Genomic DNA, 21031 nt, shown 5'->3' with positions numbered 1-21031 from the left:
GGGGAGGAAACGGAACAGACGTGTCGCTTACCTCCCCCTCCGTCATGCCTTTGGCATGCCACCTCCCCCTGGCGGGGGAGGAATGCTTGGGCAAACCCTGATGCCGATGCCGCCTAGATCAGCCCTGCGTCGCGCAGGCTCGTCACTTCCGCGCCCGCGATGATCAGGTGGTCGGCGAGGACGAGGTCGAGCGCTTCGGCGACCCGTGCGAGTGCGCGTGTATAGGCCATGTCGGCGGCGCTCGGCCGGATGCTGCCGCGCGGATGGTTGTGCGCCAGCACCAAAGCCGTGGCGTCGAGGCGCAGCGCCTCGGCAATGATCGCGCGGAGCGGCGGCGTCACCGTGTCGGCGTTGCCGACGAAGTCGGATCGCCCGAGAAGCGTCCATTGTGGATCAAGATACAGCACGACCGCGCGCTCGATCGCCGCATCGGCCAGCCCGACGAGCAGGACGGCGGCCGCGCGCGCATCGGCGATCACGATCGGAGCAGAGGTATCCGGCACCAGCGATCCTTGCCGCAGCGACCTGCGCTACGCAGCAAAAAGCTCGCCCAAATCGGCCGCAGGCGGTAGGCGTCGCGCATGCGGCAATATCTCGATCTCATGGACCGCGTGCTGACCAGCGGCGCGGAGCAGATGGACCGGACGGGCACCGGCACGCTGTCCGTCTTCGGCGCGCAGATGCGATTCGACCTCGCGCAGGGCTTTCCGGTGCTCACCACCAAGAAGCTGCACCTGCGCTCGATCATCATCGAATTGCTCTGGTTCTTGCGCGGCGACACCAACGTGCGCTGGTTGCAGGAGCAGCAGGTCCGCATCTGGGACGAATGGGCGGACGAGGCGGGCGATCTCGGCCCCGTCTACGGCAAGCAATGGCGGGACTGGGTGGCAGCGGACGGTCGGCACATCGACCAGATCGCGGAACTGATCGAGCAGATCAAGACGCAGCCCGCCTCGCGCCGCCAGATCGTCTCCGCCTGGAACCCCGGCGACCTCCACGCGATGGCGCTGGCGCCGTGTCATTGCCTGTTCCAGACGCATGTCGCCAACGGCCGGCTGTCGCTGCAACTCTATCAACGGTCGGCGGATATCTTCCTCGGCGTGCCGTTCAACATCGCCAGCTACGCATTGTTGACCCACATCCTCGCGCAGCAATGCGGGCTGGAGGTGGGCGAGTTCATCTGGACCGGCGGCGACTGCCATCTCTACGCCAACCACCTCGATCAGGCGCGTCTGCAACTGACGCGGACGCCGGGGCCGCTGCCGCGGCTGGAAATCCTGCGCCGGCCCGAGTCGATCGACGCTTACGCCTATGAGGATTTCGTGCTGCACGATTATGCCGCGCAGCCGCATATCAAGGCGGCGGTGTCGGTGTGATCAGCTTCCACCTGGCGCGGGCCGACAATGGCGTGATCGGCCGCGACGGCGGATTGCCGTGGCGGCTGCCCGCCGATCTCAAGCGCTTCAAGGCGATGACGCTGGGACGGCCGATGGTGATGGGGCGCAAGACGTTCGAGAGCTTTCCGGCGCCGTTGCCGGGGCGGCGGCATATCGTGCTGACGCGGGACCGGTGCTGGTCGGCGGCGGGCGCCGAGGTCGTTCATTGCGTGGACGAGGCTCTGGCGCTGGCCGGCGACGACGTCGCGGTGATCGGCGGGGCGGAGGTGTTCGCGTTGTTCCGCGATCGCGCGGACCGGATCGAGCTGACCGAGGTGCATTGTGCAGCCGAGGGCGACGTGACGATGCCGGGGTTCGACGGCTGGTGCGAGGTGGCGCGGGAGGACGTCGCCGCCGAGGGGGAGCGGCCGGCCTATAGTTTCGTGACGTTGGTGCGCTAGGAGGGCGATATCCGCCGAAGCCTGGCGATTTCGTCACCCCGGGCCCGACCCGGGGTGACGGTCGGCAGGTGGCAAGCTCACCCCGCGGTGAAGGTCAGGCCCGCCTTGTCCTGCAACCGGTCGCGCAGCGTCGTGCCGAGCAGCGCGCCGGGCGTCCAGATGCCGCCGGCGTCTTCGGTCTCTAGCAGGCAGCGTGCGGTTTCGGCGATCATCTTGCTGGTCGAGCCATAGCCGGGATCGCGATCGCCGGTGACCACCGCGTCGAAGCGCGCGCCGTCGGGCATCAGGCCGACGAACAGCAGATCGTAATGGCCGGCGTCGCGCTCCGCCTTGCTCGGGCCTTCGCCGGGCTTGGTCCCCTTGTCGCTCGCCAGCGGGTTGAGCCTGGCGATCGCATCGGCGGCGGCCTTGCCCATCTCCCCGAGCCCGGCGACCATCATCTCGTCGTAGACGAAGTCGGCGCCGTAGCGGTGGCCGAGCAGGAAATTGGTGCGGTGGACGTTCTTGGTGTTGATCGCCGCCATGATGAACGGCGCGACCCAGGTGTTGAGCGTCGCGTCGAATTCGGGGAGCAGCCCGGTCGGCTGGTGCGGGCCGGTGAAGCCCGGCGTCAGCGCGAAGGGGTTGGCGAGCAGGCCGAGGATCGACGGATCGCGCGCCGCGGCGGCGAGCGTCGCCTTGAGGCTCGCGGCGGTGCCGCCCGAGAAGCCGCCCTGCATCGCGCGGACGCGGCCCTTCACCCGCGGCGCGGGATGGCCGTATCTGGCGCGCGCGCATTCCTGCAAGGTCAGCACGCCGAGATCGAAGGGGATCGAATCGAAGCCGCAGGAGAAGACGATGCGCGCGCCGCGCGCCTGTGCGGCGGCGTGGTGCGCGTCGATCATGTGGCGCATCCACGCAGGCTCGCCGCATAGATCGACATAAGCGGTGCCCGCGGCGATACAGGCGGCGACGAGCGGCGCGCCGTAGAGCTGATAAGGGCCGACGGTAGTGACGACGACGCGCGCCGATGCGGCCATCGTCCCGAGCGAGGCAGGGTCGTCGGCGTCGGCGACGATCAGCGGCGTGTCGGCGGGCGCACCGATCAGGTCGCGCACCTCCTCCAGCTTGGCGCGGCTGCGGCCCGCCATCGCCCAGCGCGCGACCTGCTGCTGGCCGAGATATTCGGCAACGAGGCGGCCGGTGAAGCCGGTCGCGCCATAGACGATGATGTCATGGTCGCGCATGGGTCTCTCCTGTTCTGCTTTCGGTACCGGTGATGGGCGTGGTGGGGCGCGGGATCAAGATGCCGCCCGATCGTCGGTTCGTCCCCTTTGTACTTTCGCCGGGATGACGGTGAAGACGAGGGCTACGCCGCCTCGCTGAACTGCAGGCTCGCCAGCCGGGCGTATAGTCCGCCGCGGCCGATCAGCGTCGCGTGATTGCCTTCCTCGACGATGCGGCCCTGATCCATCACCACGATCCGCTGCGCGGCGCGGACGGTCGCGAGTCGGTGCGCGATGACCAGCGTCGTGCGGTTCTCCATCAGCCGTTCGAGCGCCTGCTGCACCAGCCGCTCGCTTTCGGCGTCGAGCGCGCTGGTCGCCTCGTCGAGCAGCAGGATCGGTGCGTTGCGGAGCAGCGCGCGCGCGATCGTGACGCGCTGGCGCTGGCCGCCCGACAGCCGCGCGCCGCCCTCGCCGAGGTTGGTGTCCAGCCCCTGCGGCAGTGCGCGCAGGAAATCGGCGGCATTGGCGACCTCGGCGGCGGCCCACAGTTCGTCGTCGGTCGCCTCCCATTGGCCGTAGCGCAGATTGTCGCGCGCGCTGGCGCCGAAGATCACCGTGTCCTGCGGCACCATCGCGATCTGCGCGCGGACCGCGGCGGGATCGGCCTCGCGCAGGTCGACGCCGTCTAGCAGGATGCGACCTTCCGCCGGATCGTAGAAGCGCTCGGCGAGCTGGAACAGAGTCGACTTGCCCGCACCCGACGGACCGACCACCGCCACCGTCTCGCCGGCGCGAACCGCCAGCGTGAAATCGTCGAGCGCCGCGACTTCGGGCCGGGTCGGATAATGGAAGCGGACGTGATCGAAGGTCAGCGCGCCGCTGACCGGCACCGGGAGCGGGATCGGTGCGGCGGGGCGGGTGATCTCGGGCTGCTCGCGCAGCAATTCGGCGAGCCGGCCGGCGGCACCGGCGCCGCGCAACAGGTCGCCATAGACTTCGGTCAGCGCGCCGAACGCACCCGCGACGATACCGCCGGTCAGCACGAAGGCGGCGATCGCGCCGCCGGTGATGCGGCCCGCGGCGACGTCGGTCGCGCCCTCCCACAGCACCAACGTGATCGAGCCGAAGATCAGGAAGATCATGATCGCGGTCATCACCGCGCGCAGGCCGATGCGGCGCTTGGCCGCGGCGAGGGTCGCGTCGACCGCGGCGGTGAAGCGCTGCGCCTCGCGCGGTTCCTGCCCGAACGCCTGGACGATCTTCATCGCGCCCAATGTCTCGGTGACGAGCGAGCCGACATCGGCGACGCGGTCCTGCGAGGCGCGCGAGAGGTTGCGGATGCGGCGACCGAGCACGGTCACCGGCAGGATGATCAGCGGAATGCCGAGCAGCAGCATGCCGGCGAGCTTGGGCGACAAAGCGAAGAGGTAGATCATACCGCCGACGCCGGTGAAGGTGTTGCGCAGCGCAATCGACACGGTGCTGCCGACGACGCCCTCGATCAGCGTGGTGTCGGAGGTGAGGCGCGAGGCGATCTCCGACGGGCGGTTCTCCTCGAAGAAGCGCGGCGTCAGGCCGAGCAGATGTGCCTGCACCTGCGTGCGGATGTCTGCGACGACGCGCTCGCCGAGCCAGGAGACGAAATAGAAGCGGATCGCGGTGGCGACGGCGAGCACCGCGACGATCATCAGCAGATAATGGAACGAGGAGGCCACCGATCCCGCGCCGCCGGGGGTAAAGCCGCGGTCGATCACCCGCTTGAAGCCATAAGGGATGCCGATCGTCGCCGCCGAGGTGGTGGTGAGCGCGGCGAGCGCGATGGCGAGCTGGCGCGGATAGGCGAGGACGCGATCCCATACGAGGCGCAGGTCGCCGAGGCGGCGGGAAGTCGGTAGCGGAGATTTGGCCATCCTTACCGCGCCTAGCAGGCGCAAGGGAACGGCTCAACGGCACCGACCGGCGCGGGCAGGGGCCTCGTCGGCGATCTCGGGCGTTCAGACCGATCGTGGCGATACATTGGTCCGATTGCATCAAACGTGATACGGATTACGTATACTGCAACCTTTTTGGGCGAAGATACAAGCATGCTCTACGATGCCTATGAAATGCAGCGCTCGATGCTCGCCGGGGCGAGTGCCATGGCCAGCTTCGGTGCGGACTGGATGCGCAATCCCGCCAATCCCTGGTCCTATCTGGAGGGCGGCTCGGTCGTCAGTTCGGCGCTGGAGGTGTTCGCCCACGCCTCGGCCACCCGGGGCAAGCCGGCGTTCGGTCTGACGCATACGACCGTCGCTGGCCGCGAGGTCGCGGTGACCGAGGAGATCGTGCTGCAAAAGCCGTTCGGTCAGCTCAAGCGTTTTCGTCGCGAGGGCGTCGAGGGCGGGCCGAAGCTGCTGATCGTCGCCCCGATGTCGGGCCATTTCGCGACGTTGCTGCGCGGCACGGTCGAGCGCATGCTGCCGAGTGCCGATGTCTATATCACCGATTGGCGCGATGCGAAGCTGGTGCCGCTGGACGAGGGGCGCTTCGATCTCGACGATTACATCGATTATCTCATCGCGTTCCTGGAGACGATGGGGGCCAACGAGGGCCAGGGCGGCACGCATATGCTCGCGGTCTGCCAGCCGTCCGTGCCGTGTTATGCGGCCGCCGCGCTGATGAGCGCCGATCAGAACCCGTGCCGTCCGAGTACGCTGACGATGATGGGCGGTCCGGTCGACACGCGCGAGGCACCGACCGCGGTCAATACACTGGCCACCGAACGGCCGCATGCGTGGTTCGAGCAGAATGCGGTGGTGCCCGTGCCGATGATGTATCCGGGCGGCGGACGGAAGGTCTATCCGGGCTTTCTCCAGCTTGCCGGCTTCATGTCGATGAACCTCGGCAATCACATGATGTCGCATTGGGAGATGTTCAAACATCTGGTCCAGGGCGACGAGGAGAGCGCCGACGCCACCAAGGGCTTCTACGAGGAATATCGCTCGGTCTGCGACATGACTGCGGAATTCTATCTGCAGACGGTCGAACTGGTGTTCCAGAAGCATGCCCTGCCGAAGGGCGAGATGATGCATCGCGGGCGGCGGGTCGATCCGGCGGCGATCAAGGACGTCGCGATCCTGGCGATCGAGGGGGAGCGCGACGACATTTCCGGTCTGGGGCAGACGAAGGCGGCGCTGACGCTGGCGACCAATCTGCCCGACGAGAAGAAGCGGTATTACATGGCGGAGGGTGCCGGCCATTACGGCATCTTCAACGGCTCGAAGTGGCGCAACCGCGTGGCGCCGGTGGTCGAGGAATGGATTGCGGCCAACGGGTGACCGCGAGTGACGGGGCGGCACGCGGCCGCCCCGGTTTCGATCAGGCGACCGAGTCGACCACCGCGTGGCTGCTCGATTCGTCGCCGCGAATGGTGCCGCCGAACAGCATCTTGACCCGGCCCGAGATCGAGATGTCGGTTTCCCACAATTCGGCGCTGTCGATGTCGAAGCGTAGCAGCGTCAGGTTCGGGTCCTGCCTGCCGCCCGGAAACCATGCCTCGACTTGGTTGTTCCAGAGCTTGTCGATCTGCGCCGGATCGTTGTCGGTCGCGACGGCGCCGGCGAGGCAGGCGAAGAAGTCATGCCCTTTGCCGACGAACTGCGCCATCGCGTCGCCGCCCTTGGCGATGCGGTTGTCGCGGCCTGCGAAGAAGAACAGCGTGTTGGGCTGGTCGTCGTCGATCTGCGCGGTCATCGGTTCGGAATGCTCGCCATCAACCAGGCCGATCATCACGAACGGGCTGCTGCGCAGCTTCTCGAGGAACTTGGCAGCGATTTCCTGGGGGCTGTGCTGATCGGCCATGCGTCGTCTCCTATTGGGTTGGCGGGAGAACGAGCGCAGCGGGGGTTGGTTGCGCGGTCGGACCGGTTCGGCCACGATGGTCGTCGGCGGCGATCCTGCCGCCAAACAAGGAGGTGCCATCGATGACGGTAACCGACTTGTGCCAAATCCTGGGCGTCATCATCGCCTTTGCGGCTCTGGCCGTGGAGATCGGTGACAAGCGCAGGTAGCGGCACACGGGCGGGGTTCGGGTAGCAGCCTGAACCCCAAACGTTTTGGGCCCCGACCGTAGCAGCGGTCGGAGCCCATACAAGGAGGGCATCGATGACAATGCCCGATCCGGATATACGCCGGGTCGGGCAGCGTTTCAACTCACAGCACCTCGAACAGGCCCGCTGCGCCCATGCCGCCGCCGACGCACATCGTGACGACGACATATTTGGCGCCGCGACGCTTTCCTTCGATCAGCGCATGGCCGGTCATGCGGGCGCCGGACATGCCGTAGGGATGGCCGATCGAGATCGCGCCGCCGTTGACGTTGAGCAATTCATCGGGAATGCCGAGCGTGTCGCGGCAATAGAGGACCTGCACCGCAAAGGCTTCGTTGAGTTCCCAAAGGCCGATGTCGGCCATCGTCAGCCCGTTCTTCTCGAGCAGCTTGGGGACGGCGTAGACCGGGCCGATGCCCATTTCGTCGGGCTTGGTGCCGGCGACCGCCATGCCGACGTAGCGGCCGAGCGGGGTGAGCCCGCGCGCGGCGGCGACGCTCTCCTCCATCAGCACCGCCGCGGAGGCGCCGTCGGAGAGCTGGCTGGCGTTGCCGGCGGTGATGACGCCGTCGGGGCCGACGACGGGTTGCAGCGCCTGCAAGCCTTCGAGCGTGGTGTCGGCGCGGTTGCCCTCGTCCTTGGACAGCGTGACGTCCTTGGTGCTGACCGCCTTGGTCGCCTTGTCGATGACGTTCATCGTTGCCGACACCGGCACGATCTCGTCGTCGAAGCGGCCGGCGGCCTGCGCGGCGGCGGTGCGATGCTGCGACTGGAGGCCGTAGGCGTCCTGCGCCTCGCGGGTGATGCCGTAGCGTTTGGCGACGATCTCGGCGGTCTGGAGCATCGGCATGTAGATGTCGTCGTGCATCGCGATCAACTGACGGTCGGGGGCGACGCGCATCTGCGGGGTCTGGACGAGGCTGACGCTCTCGACGCCGCCGCCGATCGCGATGTCCATGCCGTCGAGCACGATCTGCTTGGCCGCGGTGGCGATCGCCATCAGGCCGCTGGCGCATTGGCGGTCGAGCGACATGCCCGGCACCGAGGTCGGCAGGCCGGCGCGCAGGGCCGACTGGCGGGCGATGTTGCCGGCCTGATGGCCCTGTTGGAGCGCGGCGCCGATCACCACGTCCTCGACCTCGGCGCCGTCGAGACCGGCGCGCTGGACCGCGTGGCTGATCGCATGGGCGGCGAGCGTCTGGGGCGTGGTGTCGTTGAAGGCGCCGCGATAGGCGCGGCCGATCGGGGTGCGGGCGGTGGAGACGATGACGGCGGAGCGCATGGGCTAACTTTCCCTAACTTCACGCACAAGGCGTTGGGTGGATATCCAGAGAATGAAACTTAAACAAAGGCTTGGCTGATCCATTCGGCGATCAGCGCGGGCTTGTCCGCGCCTTCGATCTCGACGGTAAATTCGGTGGTCTGCTGATATTGGCCGGGCCGCTTTTGCTCGAATGCGAGCAGCCGGAAGCGGCCGCGCACGCGGCTGCCCGAGCGGACGGGGGAGAGGAAGCGGACCTTGTTGCCCCCGTAGTTGACGCCCATCTTCACGCCTGCGAGCTGCGGCGCGTCGGGCACCTTCGCGGCGAGCAGCGGCATCAGCGACAGCGTCAGGAAGCCGTGCGCGATGGTGCCGCCGAAAGGCGTCGCGGCGGCGGCGACGGGATCGACGTGAATGAACTGGTGATCGCCCGTCGCTTCGGCGAAACGGTCGATCATCGCCTGAGTCACCTCGACCCAGTCGGAGACGGTTTCGGTGCCGATCCGGTCCCGCATCTGTTCGGCGCTGATCGTCGTCACGGCAATTCCTCCGTTGGTTTCCGGCGCCGCCTTTTGGCGCCCGACATTTGGCGCTAGATGCGACGCATTCTCTAGGCGCGGGAGGGTGTCTCTCGCAAGCCTTGGCCGACCGAAAGCTTGAACATGTCCTCTGCCGTAACGTCCGATGCCCGTAAAACCATGGCGCAACTGTATCGGGCGAGCGAACCCGATGTTCTAAAACCCCTGCTCGACCGCGCCGCGACCACCGCCGATTCGCGCCGGCGGATCATCGACCACGCCTCCGGCCTGCTCGCCGACCTGCGCGCGGCGCAGAACCGCGGTTGGGTGAACCAGTTCCTGCAGGAATACCGGCTCAATTCGTCGGAAGGCGTCGCGCTGCTCAGCCTCGCCGAGGCGTTCCTGCGCGTTCCCGATCCGGAGACCGCCGACCTGCTGATCGCGGACAAACTGGGCGACGCCGACTGGCGCGCGCATGCCGGCCAGTCGAACAGCAAATTGGTCAACACCGCGACCTGGGGGCTGGTCGTCGGCCGCGTGCTGGTGGGCGAGGGGCCGTCGGGGCCGCTGCGCCGGCTGATCAGCCGGGCCGGCGAGCCGTTCGTCCGCCAGGCGGTGGGCACGGCGATGAAGAAGATGGGCGAGATCTTCGTGATGGGCCGGACCATCGACGAGGCGATGCGGCGGATGCGCAAGCCCGACAACGCGGGCTTCACCGCGAGTTTCGACATGCTCGGCGAGGCGGCGCGCACCTTCGCCGACGGCCGGCGCTATTTCGATGCGTATGTCGGCGCGATCGACGCGGTCGGCAACGATCCCGCGGCGGGCCATTCGATTTCGGTAAAGCTGTCGGCGCTGCATCCCCGCTACGAAGTGGCGCGGTGGAGCGAATGCGTGCCGGCGCTGACCGAGATGCTGGAAGCGCTGGCGGTGCAGGCGGCGGCGAAGGGCATCGCGCTGACCGTCGATGCCGAGGAATCCGAGCGGCTGGAGATGAGCCTCGACATCATCGGGTCGGTCGCGGCGCTGCCGAGCCTGAAGGGCTGGGACGGGTTCGGCATGGCGGTGCAGGCCTATGGCAAGCGCGCGCGACCGGTGGTCGCCTGGGCGAACGAGCTTGGCCGGGTGATGAACGTGCGGCTGGTCAAGGGCGCCTATTGGGATAGCGAGATCAAGCGGACGCAGGTCGAGGGGCTGGCGGACTATCCGTTGTTCACCCGCAAGGCGGCGACCGACGTGTCGTATCTGGCGGTGGCCAAGGACATGCTGGCGGCGGAGAACATCCGCCCCGCCTTCGCCAGCCACAATGCGCTGACCGTCGCGACGATCCTGGAATGGGCGGGTAATGCACGCGATTTCGAATTCCAGCGGCTGCACGGCATGGGCGACGGGCTGTACGAGCGGCTGGTGCGCGAGAACGGCTATCACTGCCGCATCTATGCGCCGGTCGGCGGGCATCGCGACCTGCTGGCCTATCTGGTGCGGCGCCTGCTGGAGAATGGCGCCAATTCGAGCTTCGTCCACCAGCTCGCCGATGCGCGGTTGAGCGAGGACGAGATCCTCGCCGATCCGGTGGCGAAGATCGCCGCGGTCGGCGGCGCGCGGCATCCGAGCATCCCGCTGCCCAAGGACCTGTTCGCGCCGGGGCATCGCAATTCGAGCGGGCTGGACCTGAGCGACGTCGCGACGCTGGACGCGACGGTGCGGGCGGTCAGGCAGCCGCTGGCGAACGGCGATGCGCCGGCCGCGATCGCGGCGGAGACGGGTGAAGCGGTTGCGGCGGCAGTCGGGCGCGCGCAGGCGGCGTTTCCGGCATGGTCGCGGACGCCGGTGGACGAGCGTGCCGCCTGTCTCGAACGGCTCGCCGACCTGATCGAGGAGAATCGCGACCGGTTGATGGCGATCTGCGTGCAGGAGGCGTTCAAGACGATCCCCGATGCGATCGGCGAGGTGCGCGAGGCGGCGGATTTCTGCCGCTATTACGCGGGTGAGGCGCGCAGCCGGTTGCGCGCGGTCGACCTGCCCGGGCCGACCGGCGAGCGCAACACGCTGCACATCGAGGGGCGCGGCGTATGGGCGACGGTGGCGCCGTGGAATTTTCCGCTGGCGATCTTCCTGGGGCAGACGGTGGCGGCGCTGGTCGCGGGCAATAGCGTCGTCGCCAAGCCGGCGCCGCAGACGCCGGAAATCGCGCGCTTCGCGGTCGAGCTGGCGCATCGTGCCGGGGTGCCCAAGGATGCGCTGGTGCTGGTGACGGGCGGGCCGGAGGTCGGCGCGGCGCTGACCGCGGACGTGCGCGTCGCCGGCGTCGCCTTCACCGGATCGACCGCGACCGCCAAGCGGATCGCGCGGACGCTGGTGGCGGACGACGATCGCCCGATCGTGCCGCTGATCGCCGAGACGGGCGGGATCAACGCGATGATCGTCGACAGCACGGCCTTGCCCGAACAGGTGGTGGCGGATGTCGTCACCTCGTCGTTTCGCTCGGCGGGGCAGCGCTGTTCGGCGCTGCGGCTGCTGCTGGTGCAGGCGGATGTCGCCGAGACGGTGATCGAGATGCTGACCGGCGCGATGGACACGCTGCGGCTGGGCGATCCCGCCGATCCCGCGACCGATGTCGGGCCGGTGATCGATCGCGCCTCCTACGACAAATTGATGGCGTATCGGGCGAGCGTGACCGAGCGGACGGTCAAGACGCTGGCGGCGCCGGCCGACGGGCTGTTCGTGCCGCCGACGCTGGTGCGGCTCGACCGGATCGAGGATCTGGATCGCGAATGGTTCGGGCCGATCCTGCACGTCGCGACCTGGGAGGCGGGCAAGCTGGAGGAGACGATCGCGCGGGTCAACGCCAAGGGCTATGGCCTGACGATGGGCCTGCACAGCCGCATCGCCCGCGCCGCCGAGGTGACCGAGGCGGCGGCGGCGGTCGGCAACCTGTACATCAACCGTTCGATGATCGGCGCGGTGGTAGGATCGCAGCCGTTCGGCGGCGAGGGCCTGTCGGGCACCGGGCCGAAGGCGGGCGGGCCGCATTACCTCTACCGCTTCTGCGCGGAGCGGGCGGTGTCGGTGGACACCACCTCGGCCGGCGGCAATGCGACGCTGCTGTCGCTCGACGAAGGGGGGATTTGAGGGGCGGGGGTGTCGGTCTGGTGGGTGTGGTAGCGGGTTGCCCCGAACCCGGGTGTATCCGTGATAGCGATGGTCTCAACGTGTAGGACGGCTACCCGCTGATGTACCCCGGCGGCGGCCGGGGCCCAGTGGGGTGAAGGTTTGTAATGACTTATCCCGGCCTTCGCCGGGGTACAGCGAGCGTTTTGCGGAGGTCGATCGGCTACGAAGACATTGTCACGCGGCGGCGCGTAGATGTCTGGCGCGGCGGTGTTCGCCGCTATATATCCCTGCTGTCCCTTTAGCCTTGAAGGAGACGGTATGGCCCGTACGACCCTGTTCCGGTCGAACCGGTGGCCGTACGCCTGCCCAAGGATGTCGCGTTTCCCGAGGGTGTTCGGGAGGGGACGATCCTGCGTGGCGGGGTTCGGCGCGTGATCGTGCCGGCCGATCGGGCTTGGGACGATTTCTTCGCCGCGCCCGGGGTCGAATTGAGCGAGCGCGAGCAGCCCGAGGCCGGCAATAGGGGCGAGTTCACGCGGGTGGACGGTCTGCGTTGCGAGGGTTGGCTGCCGGCGAAGCGACCGGCGCGTCCGCCGTCGCATGGGGCATCACCAGCGTGCCGTCGGGGGCGGCGGTGTAGTTGGTCTGCGTCGGGTAGGGGATGGATATCCCTTCCGCGGCGAAGCGGGTCATGATGCCGACCATGATGCGGTCGCGCATCGGATGGGCGGTGGCCCAATCGTCGCCGGGGATGTCGAATTGCAGCGCGAAGTCGAGGCTGGAGGCGCCGAACGTCTCGAAGCCAGAGCGGGCGACGGTGCCGCCCTCCGCCTCGACGATCTCGCGGAGTAATGCCGGGATGCGCGCGAGCGTGTCGGGCGGGGTCTCGTAGGCCGCGCCGATGGTGAAGCCGATGCGGATGTGGTCGCGTACGCTGGTGTTCTGGATTTCCTTGTCGAGCAATTGCTTGTTGCTGATGACGCGGAGCTCGCCGGTGAAGGCGCGGATGCGGGTGCTCTTGAGGCCGATCGATTCGATGACGCCGCTGGTGGTGCCGTAGCTGATCTTGTCGCTGCGGCGGAACGGGCGGTCGAAGATGATCGCCAGCGCCGCGAAGAGGTCGCCGAAGATGCCCTGCGCGGCAAGGCCGATGGCGATGCCGCCGACGCCGAGACCGGCGACGAGGCCGGTGACGTTGACGCCGAGATTGTCGAGCACGACGACGAGCGCGACCGCGAACAGCGCGACGGTGACGAGCAGGCGGATGAGGCCCATCGCGCTGAGCAGCGCCTCGCCGCTGTAATGTTCGCTGCTGGTGCGATGTTCGATCGCGCCGAGGATCAGTTCGCGCGCCCAGATCGCCGCCTGGAACACCGAGGCGACGGTCCACAGGAAATTGACCGTGGTGGCGACCTGGCTGGGGGCGCCGGCATAGCCGACTACCAGCTTGGCGGCGAGCATCACGATGAAGAAATTGCTGGTGCGGGTGATCGCGCGGCCGAGGATGGTGCCCCAGCCGCGGCGGCCGACGTCCTTACCGCACAATTTCCGGCCGAGCCGGCGCAGGCCGTGCAGCGCGATGACAATCACCGCGCCGATCGCGAAGGCGATGAGGATCTGCAGCCAATGGGTGTGCAGCCAGATCTCGCTCGCGGTGTAGAGCTCGCCGATCTGCCCCTGGACGTTGCCGGCATCGAAGATCGGCGCCTTGGCGGCGGCGGTAGCATTGGTGGACATGACGAACCTTTTCAGGCGGCGGCCTTGAGGACGGGCAGCGCGGCCGGGGTTCCCGCTTCGAGGAACGCGATGAGGCCGCGTTCCGCGCGGCTGAGATAGCGCGCCGAGCGCGGCAGGCGGAGCGCCTCGCGAAAGGCGCTCTGCCCTTTTTTCACGAGGTCGATGAGCGAGGGGTGAACGTAGCTCTTGCGCGCGATCGCCGGGGTGTTGCCGAGCCGCGCGACGACGGGTTCGAGCAGCGCCTTGAGGCTGAGGTCCGCCTCGGCCGAGGCGAGCGCCTCGAACGCGGTGACGCTGGCGCCCCAGGTGCGGAAATGCTTGGCGGTGAAGTCGCCGCCGCCGGCGCGGCGGATATAGTCGTTGACGTCGGACGAGGTCACCGGATGCGCCTCGCCGGCGGCATCGACCCAGGCGAACAGATGCTGTTCGTCGAGATCCTGCATCTTCTTGACGGTGGCGGCGAGCCGTTTGTCGGTCACCTGCATGTCGCGCTCCTTGCCCGACTTGCCCTTGTAGCGCAGCTTGAGCGTGGCGCCGCGGACCTCGCCGTGCTGCTTGCGCAGCGTCGTCGCGCCGTAGCTTTCGTTGGCCTGCGCATAGGCTTCGTTGCCGACGCGGATATGGCCGATGTCGAGCAGCCGGACGACGGCGGCGACGGCACGGTCCTTGTGCAGGCCGTGGCTGGCGAGATCGGCCTCCACGCGCTTGCGGATTTTGGGCAGGCAATGGCCGAAATCGGCGCATTTCTCGTATTTCGCCGCCTCCTGCGCCTCGCGGAAGCCGGTGTGGTAGCGATATTGCTTGCGGCCCTTCTCGTCCCAGCCGATTGCCTGGATATGGCCGTTGGCGCGCGGGCAATACCAGGCGTCGCGATAGGCCGGGGGCAGGCCGACGGCGTTGAGCCGGTCGATCTCGTCGCGGTCGGTGATGCGCGCACCGTTCGCGGCGAAATAGGCGCAGCCGTTGCGCACCTTCTTACGGGTGATGCCGGGTCTGGAATCGTCGCAATAGACTATTCGGGATGCCACCCATTGCTCCTCGTGTGCGGGTCGTCCGAAAATGCGCGGAGGTCGCCGTCTGTTCCGGAACGTGCGGCGGGCGCGACTGTTGGTGCGTCGCATCCCCACAGGAGACATGACATGGCCGACCTTGCCCAAGCGCGCGTGCTGATCCTCGCCACCGACGGTTTCGAACAGGACGAACTGTTCAAGCCGCGCCAGGCGCTGCTCGATGCGGGTGTCCAGATCAGCCTTGCCTCGATCAAGACCGATCCGATCCAGGGCGTCGTCAACGACAGCGAGAAGGGGGAGAGCATCACCCCAGACCTGACGCTCGACGACGTCGACACCGACGATTACGACGCGCTGCTGCTGCCGGGCGGCGTCGGCAATCCCGACAAGATGCGGCTGCAGGACCGGGCGATCGAGATCGTCACCGAATTCATGGAGGACGACAAGATCGTCGCGGCGATCTGCCACGCGCCGTGGCTGCTGGTCGAGGCGGACGTGGTCGACGGACGCCGGGTGACGAGCTGGCCGTCGGTGCGCACTGATCTGGAGAATGCCGGCGCCGACGTGGTCGACGAGCAGGTGGTGGTCGACGGCAATCTGATCACCAGCCGCAAGCCTGACGACATCCCGGCGTTCAACCAGGCGATCCTCGACGCGCTGGCGGAAGAGCTGGCCGACGAGAGCGAGGAGGCGTGAAGCGGAGTCCTTCCCCGGAAGGGGGAGGTGGCGCCGCAAAGCGATGACGGAGGGGAGGACAGGGTGCAGCTTCGTGATCGAGGCGTGCCGTGTCCTCCCGGTTAACGGTTCGGCTTACGCTGAACGGTCCTTTTCCGCCTGGCGGGGGACGAATAGTCGGTTGATGCGGTGTTGCGCGGGGCGCTCGATCCAGCGGTAGAGCGCCGCCGATGCGATCAGTACGAGCAGCAGGTAGAGCGCGATCAGCGGCGGGCCGAGCATGGGTGCGGCGAGCGGGAGCTTGAACGCCTTCCACAGGAGGAAGTGCGAGAGGTAGGTCGCGTAGCTGATCTCGCCGAGCCAGTGGAGCCGGCGGCCTTCGAGCGGATGGCCGGGGCGGCCGGCGGTGAGCGCCAGCAGCAGCAGGAGCGCGGCGAAGGTGGCGGGGGCGGCGAGCGTCTCCGGTGTGCCGAGCGCCCATGCGGCGGCGGTCGTCAGCGCCGCCAGTGCCGGCCAGTGTGCGCGCGGACGGCGCAGGTAGAGCGCGGCGAGCAGCGTGCCGGTGCCAAATTCCGCGAGGCAGCGGGTGAGGCCGTGGTGGGGGATGTCCTCCCCCAAGGATGCCGCGCCTTGCATCGCGGCGTGGAGGGCGAGCAACAGGACGGCGGCGAGGGCGACCAGCGCGACGCTCGGCAGCTTGCGCCAGTCGACCGCCAGCGCGAGCAGCGGGAACAGCAGATAGGCGGCGAGTTCGCAACTGATCGACCACGCCGGATCGTTCCAGCGCAGCGCATCGGTGAAGCCCCAATTCTGGATGAGCAGCAGGTGTAGCGGCAGTTCGGCGAAGGGAAAGGCGGGGTCGGTGCGGCCGGTCGCTCGGAACAGCAACGCCAGCGCCACCGCGGCGGCGAGCATCGCCGCGTGCAGCGGCCAGATGCGGGCGATGCGCTTTTGCAGGAAGCGCGGGATAGCGGCGGGATCGCGCAGCCGCGCATGCCAGCTCAGCCAGATGACGAAGCCCGACAGCAGGAAGAAGAAATCGACCGCGAGATAGCCCTTGGCGAGCACCGCCTCCACCGCGGGCGGCAGCCCGGCGATACCGCCGCGGATATGGTAGAGGACGACCAGCCACGCCGCGATGCCGCGGACGCTGGTTAGCGCGCGCAATTCGGTCATCGGTGATTTGGGGCGGCGGATGGGGTGCGCGCGGTTGCTCCGCGGAGCGGACCCCGGAACCAGTCCGGGGCGACGGGGTGGTTTGGGGTAGGGGCCGGCCTGCGCAACGGAGGGATCACGCCGTCACCGACCCTGTCGCGCGCGGTCGCCGCATCGGCACCTGCGCGGTTTCCGCGCGGCGCCGCGCAAGGTAGGAATCGAGGCCGATCTGTGCGCCGATCAGCATATAGACGAAGGGTTGGAAGGCGATCGCGATGAATGCGGCGCCGAGCAGATAGACGAGATGCGCGGTCTGCAGGGCGGCCGCCAGTGGTCCCGCCCAGCCGAACGGCCCGGCGGGGTCGCGGTAGCGGCGGCGCAGCACCTCCATGCGGACGATGCCGATCAGGCTGATGCTGAGCCACAAGGCGAGGCCGAGATAGCCCTGTTCGCCGAGCATCTCGAAATAGGCGCTGTGATAGCCGCGCGCCTTGTCGGTGACCGCCTGGTCGGACACCGCGGGGGCGGGGCCGGCGCCGTCGGTCTTCTTGATCTCGTAGCGGATGTGGTTGCCGCGATACGCCTCGAACCCGCCGCCGAACGGGTGCGATCTGGCATAGTCGATCGTCCACTGCCACACCGCGAGCCGGGTCGAGGCGGATTCGTCGGCGTCGTGGCTCTTGATCGTGCTCATCCGGTCGGTGAAGCTCGCCGGCAGGAATGGCACCGCGATCACCGCGGCGGCAGCGATCATCGTCAGATACAGCATTTTGCGCCGCGCGTTGCGCAGCGACAGCAGGGCGACGAGGACGATGCAGAGCAGCCCGGTGCGCGTCGAGGTGCCGATCGGGATCAGCAGGCAGGCGAAGATCAGGCACAGGCAGAAGCCCTTCACCTTCCAGTCGGGCCGGAAGATCGTGCCGTAGCGCATGAACCACGCGATCAGCGGCACGATCGCGATCGCGACGGTGGAGATGGTGCTGCCTTCGTAGAGGCCCGAATTGTTGTTCACCATGAGGTCGAGCTGGCCATAGCCGCCGCCGCCCGCCGCGGTCTTGATGCCGCCGACGATGATGATCGAGGCGGCGGACAGGATCATGAACAATAGCAAGGCCTCGATCCTGAGCCGCGTGCGCAGCGTCAGCGGCAGGAAGGCGGCGAAGGCGAGGCATTTCCACACCCAGTCCCATTTGTCCTTCGCATCGAGCGGGAAGTCGGCGCCGGCGGTGGTCGCCCAGCAATAAAGCAGCAGCGCGACGATCAGCCCCTGGCGCGGCGAGAAGCGGCTGTCGCTCTTGTCGTCCATCAGCAGCCAGCCGCCGACCGCCAGCGCCACCGCGATCAGCGAGATCGGCACGGTGTTGAGCAGCATGTACGTCAGCCGCTGCGGCGAGACGATGTCGATATAGACATAGGCGAGCACGAGGATGAACGGCCGCCGCAGCCCCATGCCGAAGATCGCGGCGAGGAAGGCGACGAAGACGAGGTCACGCACCGGACTGGTCGTCCGCGGGCGGGATTTGGGGAGGATTACCGCGGGCGCGCCAGTGGCGGGGCGGCGGAGCCTCCGAATCGAGATCGGTGCGCTTGAGCAGCAGCCACGCGGCGAGCAGCATCAGCCCATGGGTGAGCGCCAGCGACAGATTGTCGATCATCAGGTGGCGCGGCTCGGGTCCATTCACCGAGCCTATGGGATGGCGGGGGTTGATGCCACGTTAAGTGCGTTGCGGGTCTGGTGTTTTCGGGCGGGGTGGGGGGGGGTGGGCTGTGGGGTGTCGCTGCGATGATGACGGGCGAGTCGCTTCCACATCCGATCCGCCACCCCGGACCTTTTCGAGACTGCTGCGAAACACATGATGTACCCCGGCGGAGGCCGGGCCCAGTTGGGAAAGCCGCGGTAAGTCACCACCACCCTTCGCCCAACTGGGCCCCCGGCCTCCGCCGGGGTGCAATGCCGGGGTGAGCGCACCGACTTTCGCAGAGGTCTCGGTTCTCTCGGGGCCACCGGGCTGCGGAGCGCGGCTTGAGGCTCGAGCCTTTTTCCTCGCCGCGTGGTGGACCCCGGAACGAGTCCGGGGTGACGGCGTGGGTTTGGAGAGCGGCGGCGACACGTTTCGGGCGACGAGAAGAAGGATGGTTCGCGCGGAGGCGCGGAGGCGCGGAGGTGTTGCGTTTGTCGGGGCCGTGGCGCTTTCCATCGGGGTGTGAGAGCGGGCCACGCTTTACCGCGCGCTCCATCTCCGCGCCTCCGCGCCTCCGCGTGAACATATCTTCTTCTTACACGAAGGTGTCGGCGGTGCCGCCCGAACCCGAATGCCGGTCGGGTTCGGCACGCCGAGGCAAGGGGGCGTGGGTTGACGCGTCCTTAAGCCGGTGTGGCATAAGCGCGTGCGATGCGTATCCTTCACGTCCTCGATCACGGTTTGCCGCTGCAGAGCGGATATACGTTCCGCACGCGCGCGATCCTGAAGGCGCAGGAGCAGCGCGGCTGGCAGGTGGCGGCGGTGACCGGGCCGCGGCAGGGGGCGGTGGCGGATGCGGTGGAGGCGGAGGACGGGTTGACCTTCCACCGCACGCAGGCGGCGTTGCGGGGCGGCGTGGCAGGCGAGCTGGCGGGGATCGCGGCGTTCGCGCGGCGGATCGCGGCGGCGGTCGATTCGTTCCGGCCGGACGTGCTACACGCGCATTCGCCGGTGCTCGATGCGCTGGCGGCGCTGCGCGTCGCGCGGCGGCGGGGATTGCCGCTGGTCTATGAGATCCGCGCCTTCTGGGAGGATGCCGCGGTCGGCAACGGCACCGGGCGCGAGGGATCGGCACGGTATCGTGCGACGCGGGCGCTGGAGAGCTGGGCGGTGCGGCGCGCCGATGCGGTGGCGGTGATCTGCGAGGGGCTGCGCGGCGACCTGATCGCGCGCGGCGTCGACGGCGGCAAGATCGTCGTGTCGCCCAATGGCGTCGACATGGCGCTGTTCGGTGCGCCGGTGGCGCGTGACCCGGCGCTGGCGGCAGAATTGGGACTGGCGGATGCGGAGACGATCGGCTTCATCGGCAGCTTCTACGATTACGAAGGGCTCGACGATCTGATCGCGGCGATGCCGGCGCTGGTCGCGGCGCGGCCGCGCGCGCGGCTGTTGCTGGTCGGCGGCGGGCCGATGGAGGCGGCGCTGCGCGCGCAGGCGGCGGCGTCGCCGGCGGCCGACGCGATCCGCTTCGTCGGGCGCGTGCCGCATACCGAGGTGGAGCGTTATTATGCGCTGGTCGACGTGCTCGCCTATCCCCGCAAGGCAATGCGGCTGACCGAGCTGGTGACGCCGCTCAAGCCGCTGGAGGCGATGGCACAGGGCAAATTGGTCGCGGCCTCCGATGTCGGTGGGCATCGCGAGCTGATCCGGGACGGCGAGACGGGGACGCTGTTCGCGCCCGACGATCCCGCGGCGATCGCCGCCGCGCTCGCCGGGTTGCTCGCCGACCGCAGCGGCTGGGACCGGCGACGCGCGGCGGCGCGGGCGTTCGTCGAGCAGGAGCGTAACTGGTCGTCAAACATTTGTCGTTACGAACCGATTTACCAGCGGCTGACGGCGGCCGCGACAGTGGATGGATCATGGCAGCGTTCCCCGGCCGGTATATGAGGCGTTCGCGCGTAACCGCATGGATCGCGCCCGCGGGCGGTGCGCTCGCGGGGCTCGCCACGGCGGCGCTGTTCCTGCTCGTGCCGCAGGCGGTGCTGGAGGATTGGGTATGGCAGAGCGGGTTGCCGGCGCTGATCGCGGTGGCGGCGCCGCCGCTCGGCGACACGGCGCGTGCGGTGCTCGCGCTGGCGGGCGGCGGGCTGGCGGCGGCGGTGACGTGGTCGGCCTTGTTCCTGCTGTTCGGTGCGGGCGGGCTGTTCGCGCCGCGGCCGGCGACGGACGCGGGTGTGCCGGTGCTGCGCCGCGCTGATGCGCATCCCGACGCACCGGCGCGCCGGCCGATGTCCGCCGCCGATCTCGGTACGCCGTTGCCGCCGCCGACGCCCCCGGTGATCGAAACGGTGACATCATCGCGGGCGGTCGCGCCGATCGATGACGACATGGATGACGACGGCGGCGAGGGGGCATTGCCCGACGAGCGGGCGATCCCCGCCGATCTCGACCTGCCGCTCGCCGCTTTCCATCCCGACGCCTTGCCCGAGGTGCCGCGCGAGCCGGTGCGCCCGGTGCTGCCGCTGCGGCCGCCGGTCGCGGTGGTGAGCGCGGCGCCCGAGCCGGTCGAGGAACCCGCGGCGGTGGAGCCCGACGAACCGCCGGCACCTGCCGAGGTGCCGTCGATCGAATCCTTGCTCGACCGGCTCGAGCGCAGCACGCGGCGGCGGTTGCGCGCTTAGGTGCGGCGATGCTTTAGAATATCGGGTATCGATTTCGGGCTTATCGCGCCGCCCCGCCTCTGTTA

Annotated in this window: 18 protein-coding genes; 7 read left to right on the top strand and 11 right to left on the bottom strand. The window is 68.4% G+C overall.

What is annotated here, in order from left to right:
- Positions 1 to 113: 113 nt before the first annotated feature.
- On the bottom strand, positions 114 to 503 hold the full coding sequence (locus tag ACLBWH_RS08740; protein WP_322850886.1) for a JAB domain-containing protein: 390 nt from the start codon (positions 501 to 503) through the stop codon (positions 114 to 116).
- Between the two features lie 78 nt (positions 504 to 581).
- Here ACLBWH_RS08740 and ACLBWH_RS08735 point away from each other — a divergent pair, with 78 nt between their 5' ends.
- Together ACLBWH_RS08735 and ACLBWH_RS08730 are read left to right on the top strand one after the other, a co-directional pair.
- Positions 582 to 1376, top strand: coding sequence for a thymidylate synthase (locus ACLBWH_RS08735; protein ID WP_447798262.1), 795 nt, complete (start codon positions 582 to 584; stop codon positions 1374 to 1376).
- The gene (locus tag ACLBWH_RS08730) at positions 1373 to 1837 is read left to right on the top strand and encodes a dihydrofolate reductase (RefSeq protein WP_447798260.1); all 465 of its coding nucleotides are present in this window, start codon (positions 1373 to 1375) and stop codon (positions 1835 to 1837) included. Before ACLBWH_RS08735 ends, ACLBWH_RS08730 begins: the two co-directional genes overlap by 4 nt.
- 77 nt (positions 1838 to 1914) lie before the next feature.
- Here ACLBWH_RS08730 and ACLBWH_RS08725 read toward each other — a convergent pair whose 3' ends face one another.
- Both ACLBWH_RS08725 and ACLBWH_RS08720 read right to left on the bottom strand, forming a co-directional pair.
- Positions 1915 to 3063 (bottom strand): saccharopine dehydrogenase family protein, encoded by a 1149-nt coding sequence (locus tag ACLBWH_RS08725; protein WP_447798258.1) that lies wholly within the window; start codon positions 3061 to 3063, stop codon positions 1915 to 1917.
- 122 nt (positions 3064 to 3185) lie between these two features.
- Positions 3186 to 4955, bottom strand: a complete 1770-nt coding sequence (locus ACLBWH_RS08720) for an ABC transporter transmembrane domain-containing protein (RefSeq protein WP_322850882.1) — start codon at positions 4953 to 4955, stop codon at positions 3186 to 3188.
- A 174-nt stretch (positions 4956 to 5129) separates the two neighbouring features.
- Here ACLBWH_RS08720 and ACLBWH_RS08715 point away from each other — a divergent pair, with 174 nt between their 5' ends.
- On the top strand, positions 5130 to 6362 hold the full coding sequence (locus ACLBWH_RS08715) for a polyhydroxyalkanoate depolymerase (RefSeq protein WP_322850881.1): 1233 nt from the start codon (positions 5130 to 5132) through the stop codon (positions 6360 to 6362).
- A gap of 40 nt (positions 6363 to 6402) precedes the next feature.
- On the opposite strand, the gene ACLBWH_RS08710 is transcribed toward ACLBWH_RS08715, so the two are convergent.
- The 3 genes from ACLBWH_RS08710 to ACLBWH_RS08700 form a co-directional block, all read right to left on the bottom strand.
- A complete protein-coding gene (locus ACLBWH_RS08710; RefSeq protein ID WP_447798256.1) occupies positions 6403 to 6885 on the bottom strand; it encodes a pyridoxamine 5'-phosphate oxidase family protein in 483 nt (160 codons plus the stop codon).
- Between the two features lie 351 nt (positions 6886 to 7236).
- Positions 7237 to 8415, bottom strand: a complete 1179-nt coding sequence (locus tag ACLBWH_RS08705) for an acetyl-CoA C-acyltransferase (protein WP_447798254.1) — start codon at positions 8413 to 8415, stop codon at positions 7237 to 7239.
- A 59-nt stretch (positions 8416 to 8474) separates the two neighbouring features.
- A complete protein-coding gene (locus ACLBWH_RS08700; RefSeq protein WP_416222447.1) occupies positions 8475 to 8909 on the bottom strand; it encodes a MaoC family dehydratase in 435 nt (144 codons plus the stop codon).
- A 183-nt stretch (positions 8910 to 9092) separates the two neighbouring features.
- Between ACLBWH_RS08700 and putA the strand changes: the two genes are divergently transcribed.
- A complete protein-coding gene (gene putA / locus ACLBWH_RS08695; RefSeq protein WP_447798252.1) occupies positions 9093 to 12044 on the top strand; it encodes a bifunctional proline dehydrogenase/L-glutamate gamma-semialdehyde dehydrogenase PutA in 2952 nt (983 codons plus the stop codon).
- A gap of 513 nt (positions 12045 to 12557) precedes the next feature.
- On the opposite strand, the gene ACLBWH_RS08690 is transcribed toward putA, so the two are convergent.
- Both ACLBWH_RS08690 and ACLBWH_RS08685 read right to left on the bottom strand, forming a co-directional pair.
- Complete coding sequence (locus tag ACLBWH_RS08690) at positions 12558 to 13763, bottom strand: mechanosensitive ion channel family protein (RefSeq protein ID WP_447798251.1); 1206 nt, start codon at positions 13761 to 13763, stop codon at positions 12558 to 12560.
- Positions 13764 to 13774: 11 nt separating this feature from the next.
- Positions 13775 to 14791 (bottom strand): DNA topoisomerase IB, encoded by a 1017-nt coding sequence (locus ACLBWH_RS08685; RefSeq protein ID WP_447798249.1) that lies wholly within the window; start codon positions 14789 to 14791, stop codon positions 13775 to 13777.
- A gap of 111 nt (positions 14792 to 14902) precedes the next feature.
- Here ACLBWH_RS08685 and ACLBWH_RS08680 point away from each other — a divergent pair, with 111 nt between their 5' ends.
- Positions 14903 to 15469 (top strand): type 1 glutamine amidotransferase domain-containing protein, encoded by a 567-nt coding sequence (locus ACLBWH_RS08680; protein WP_447798248.1) that lies wholly within the window; start codon positions 14903 to 14905, stop codon positions 15467 to 15469.
- Positions 15470 to 15583: 114 nt separating this feature from the next.
- On the opposite strand, the gene ACLBWH_RS08675 is transcribed toward ACLBWH_RS08680, so the two are convergent.
- The 3 genes from ACLBWH_RS08675 to ACLBWH_RS08665 form a co-directional block, all read right to left on the bottom strand.
- Positions 15584 to 16624 carry an acyltransferase family protein gene (locus tag ACLBWH_RS08675; protein ID WP_447798247.1) on the bottom strand — a complete coding sequence of 347 codons (1041 nt, stop codon included), beginning with the start codon at positions 16622 to 16624 and terminating at the stop codon, positions 15584 to 15586.
- A 115-nt stretch (positions 16625 to 16739) separates the two neighbouring features.
- Entirely contained in the window at positions 16740 to 18098 is a 1359-nt protein-coding gene (locus tag ACLBWH_RS08670; RefSeq protein ID WP_322847462.1) for a putative O-glycosylation ligase, exosortase A system-associated, read from the bottom strand.
- A complete protein-coding gene (locus ACLBWH_RS08665; protein WP_447798245.1) occupies positions 18091 to 18285 on the bottom strand; it encodes a hypothetical protein in 195 nt (64 codons plus the stop codon). Before ACLBWH_RS08665 ends, ACLBWH_RS08670 begins: the two co-directional genes overlap by 8 nt.
- A gap of 711 nt (positions 18286 to 18996) precedes the next feature.
- On the opposite strand from ACLBWH_RS08665, the gene ACLBWH_RS08660 reads away from it, so the two are divergent.
- A complete protein-coding gene (locus tag ACLBWH_RS08660; protein WP_447798243.1) occupies positions 18997 to 20232 on the top strand; it encodes a TIGR04063 family PEP-CTERM/XrtA system glycosyltransferase in 1236 nt (411 codons plus the stop codon).
- Entirely contained in the window at positions 20229 to 20966 is a 738-nt protein-coding gene (locus ACLBWH_RS08655; RefSeq protein ID WP_447798241.1) for a hypothetical protein, read from the top strand. The genes ACLBWH_RS08660 and ACLBWH_RS08655 overlap by 4 nt, the downstream gene beginning before the upstream one ends.
- Positions 20967 to 21031: the final 65 nt, after the last annotated feature.

Source organism: Sphingomonas sp. M6A6_1c, assembly GCF_053345135.1.
This window is presented reverse-complemented; position numbering and strand designations above follow the sequence as displayed.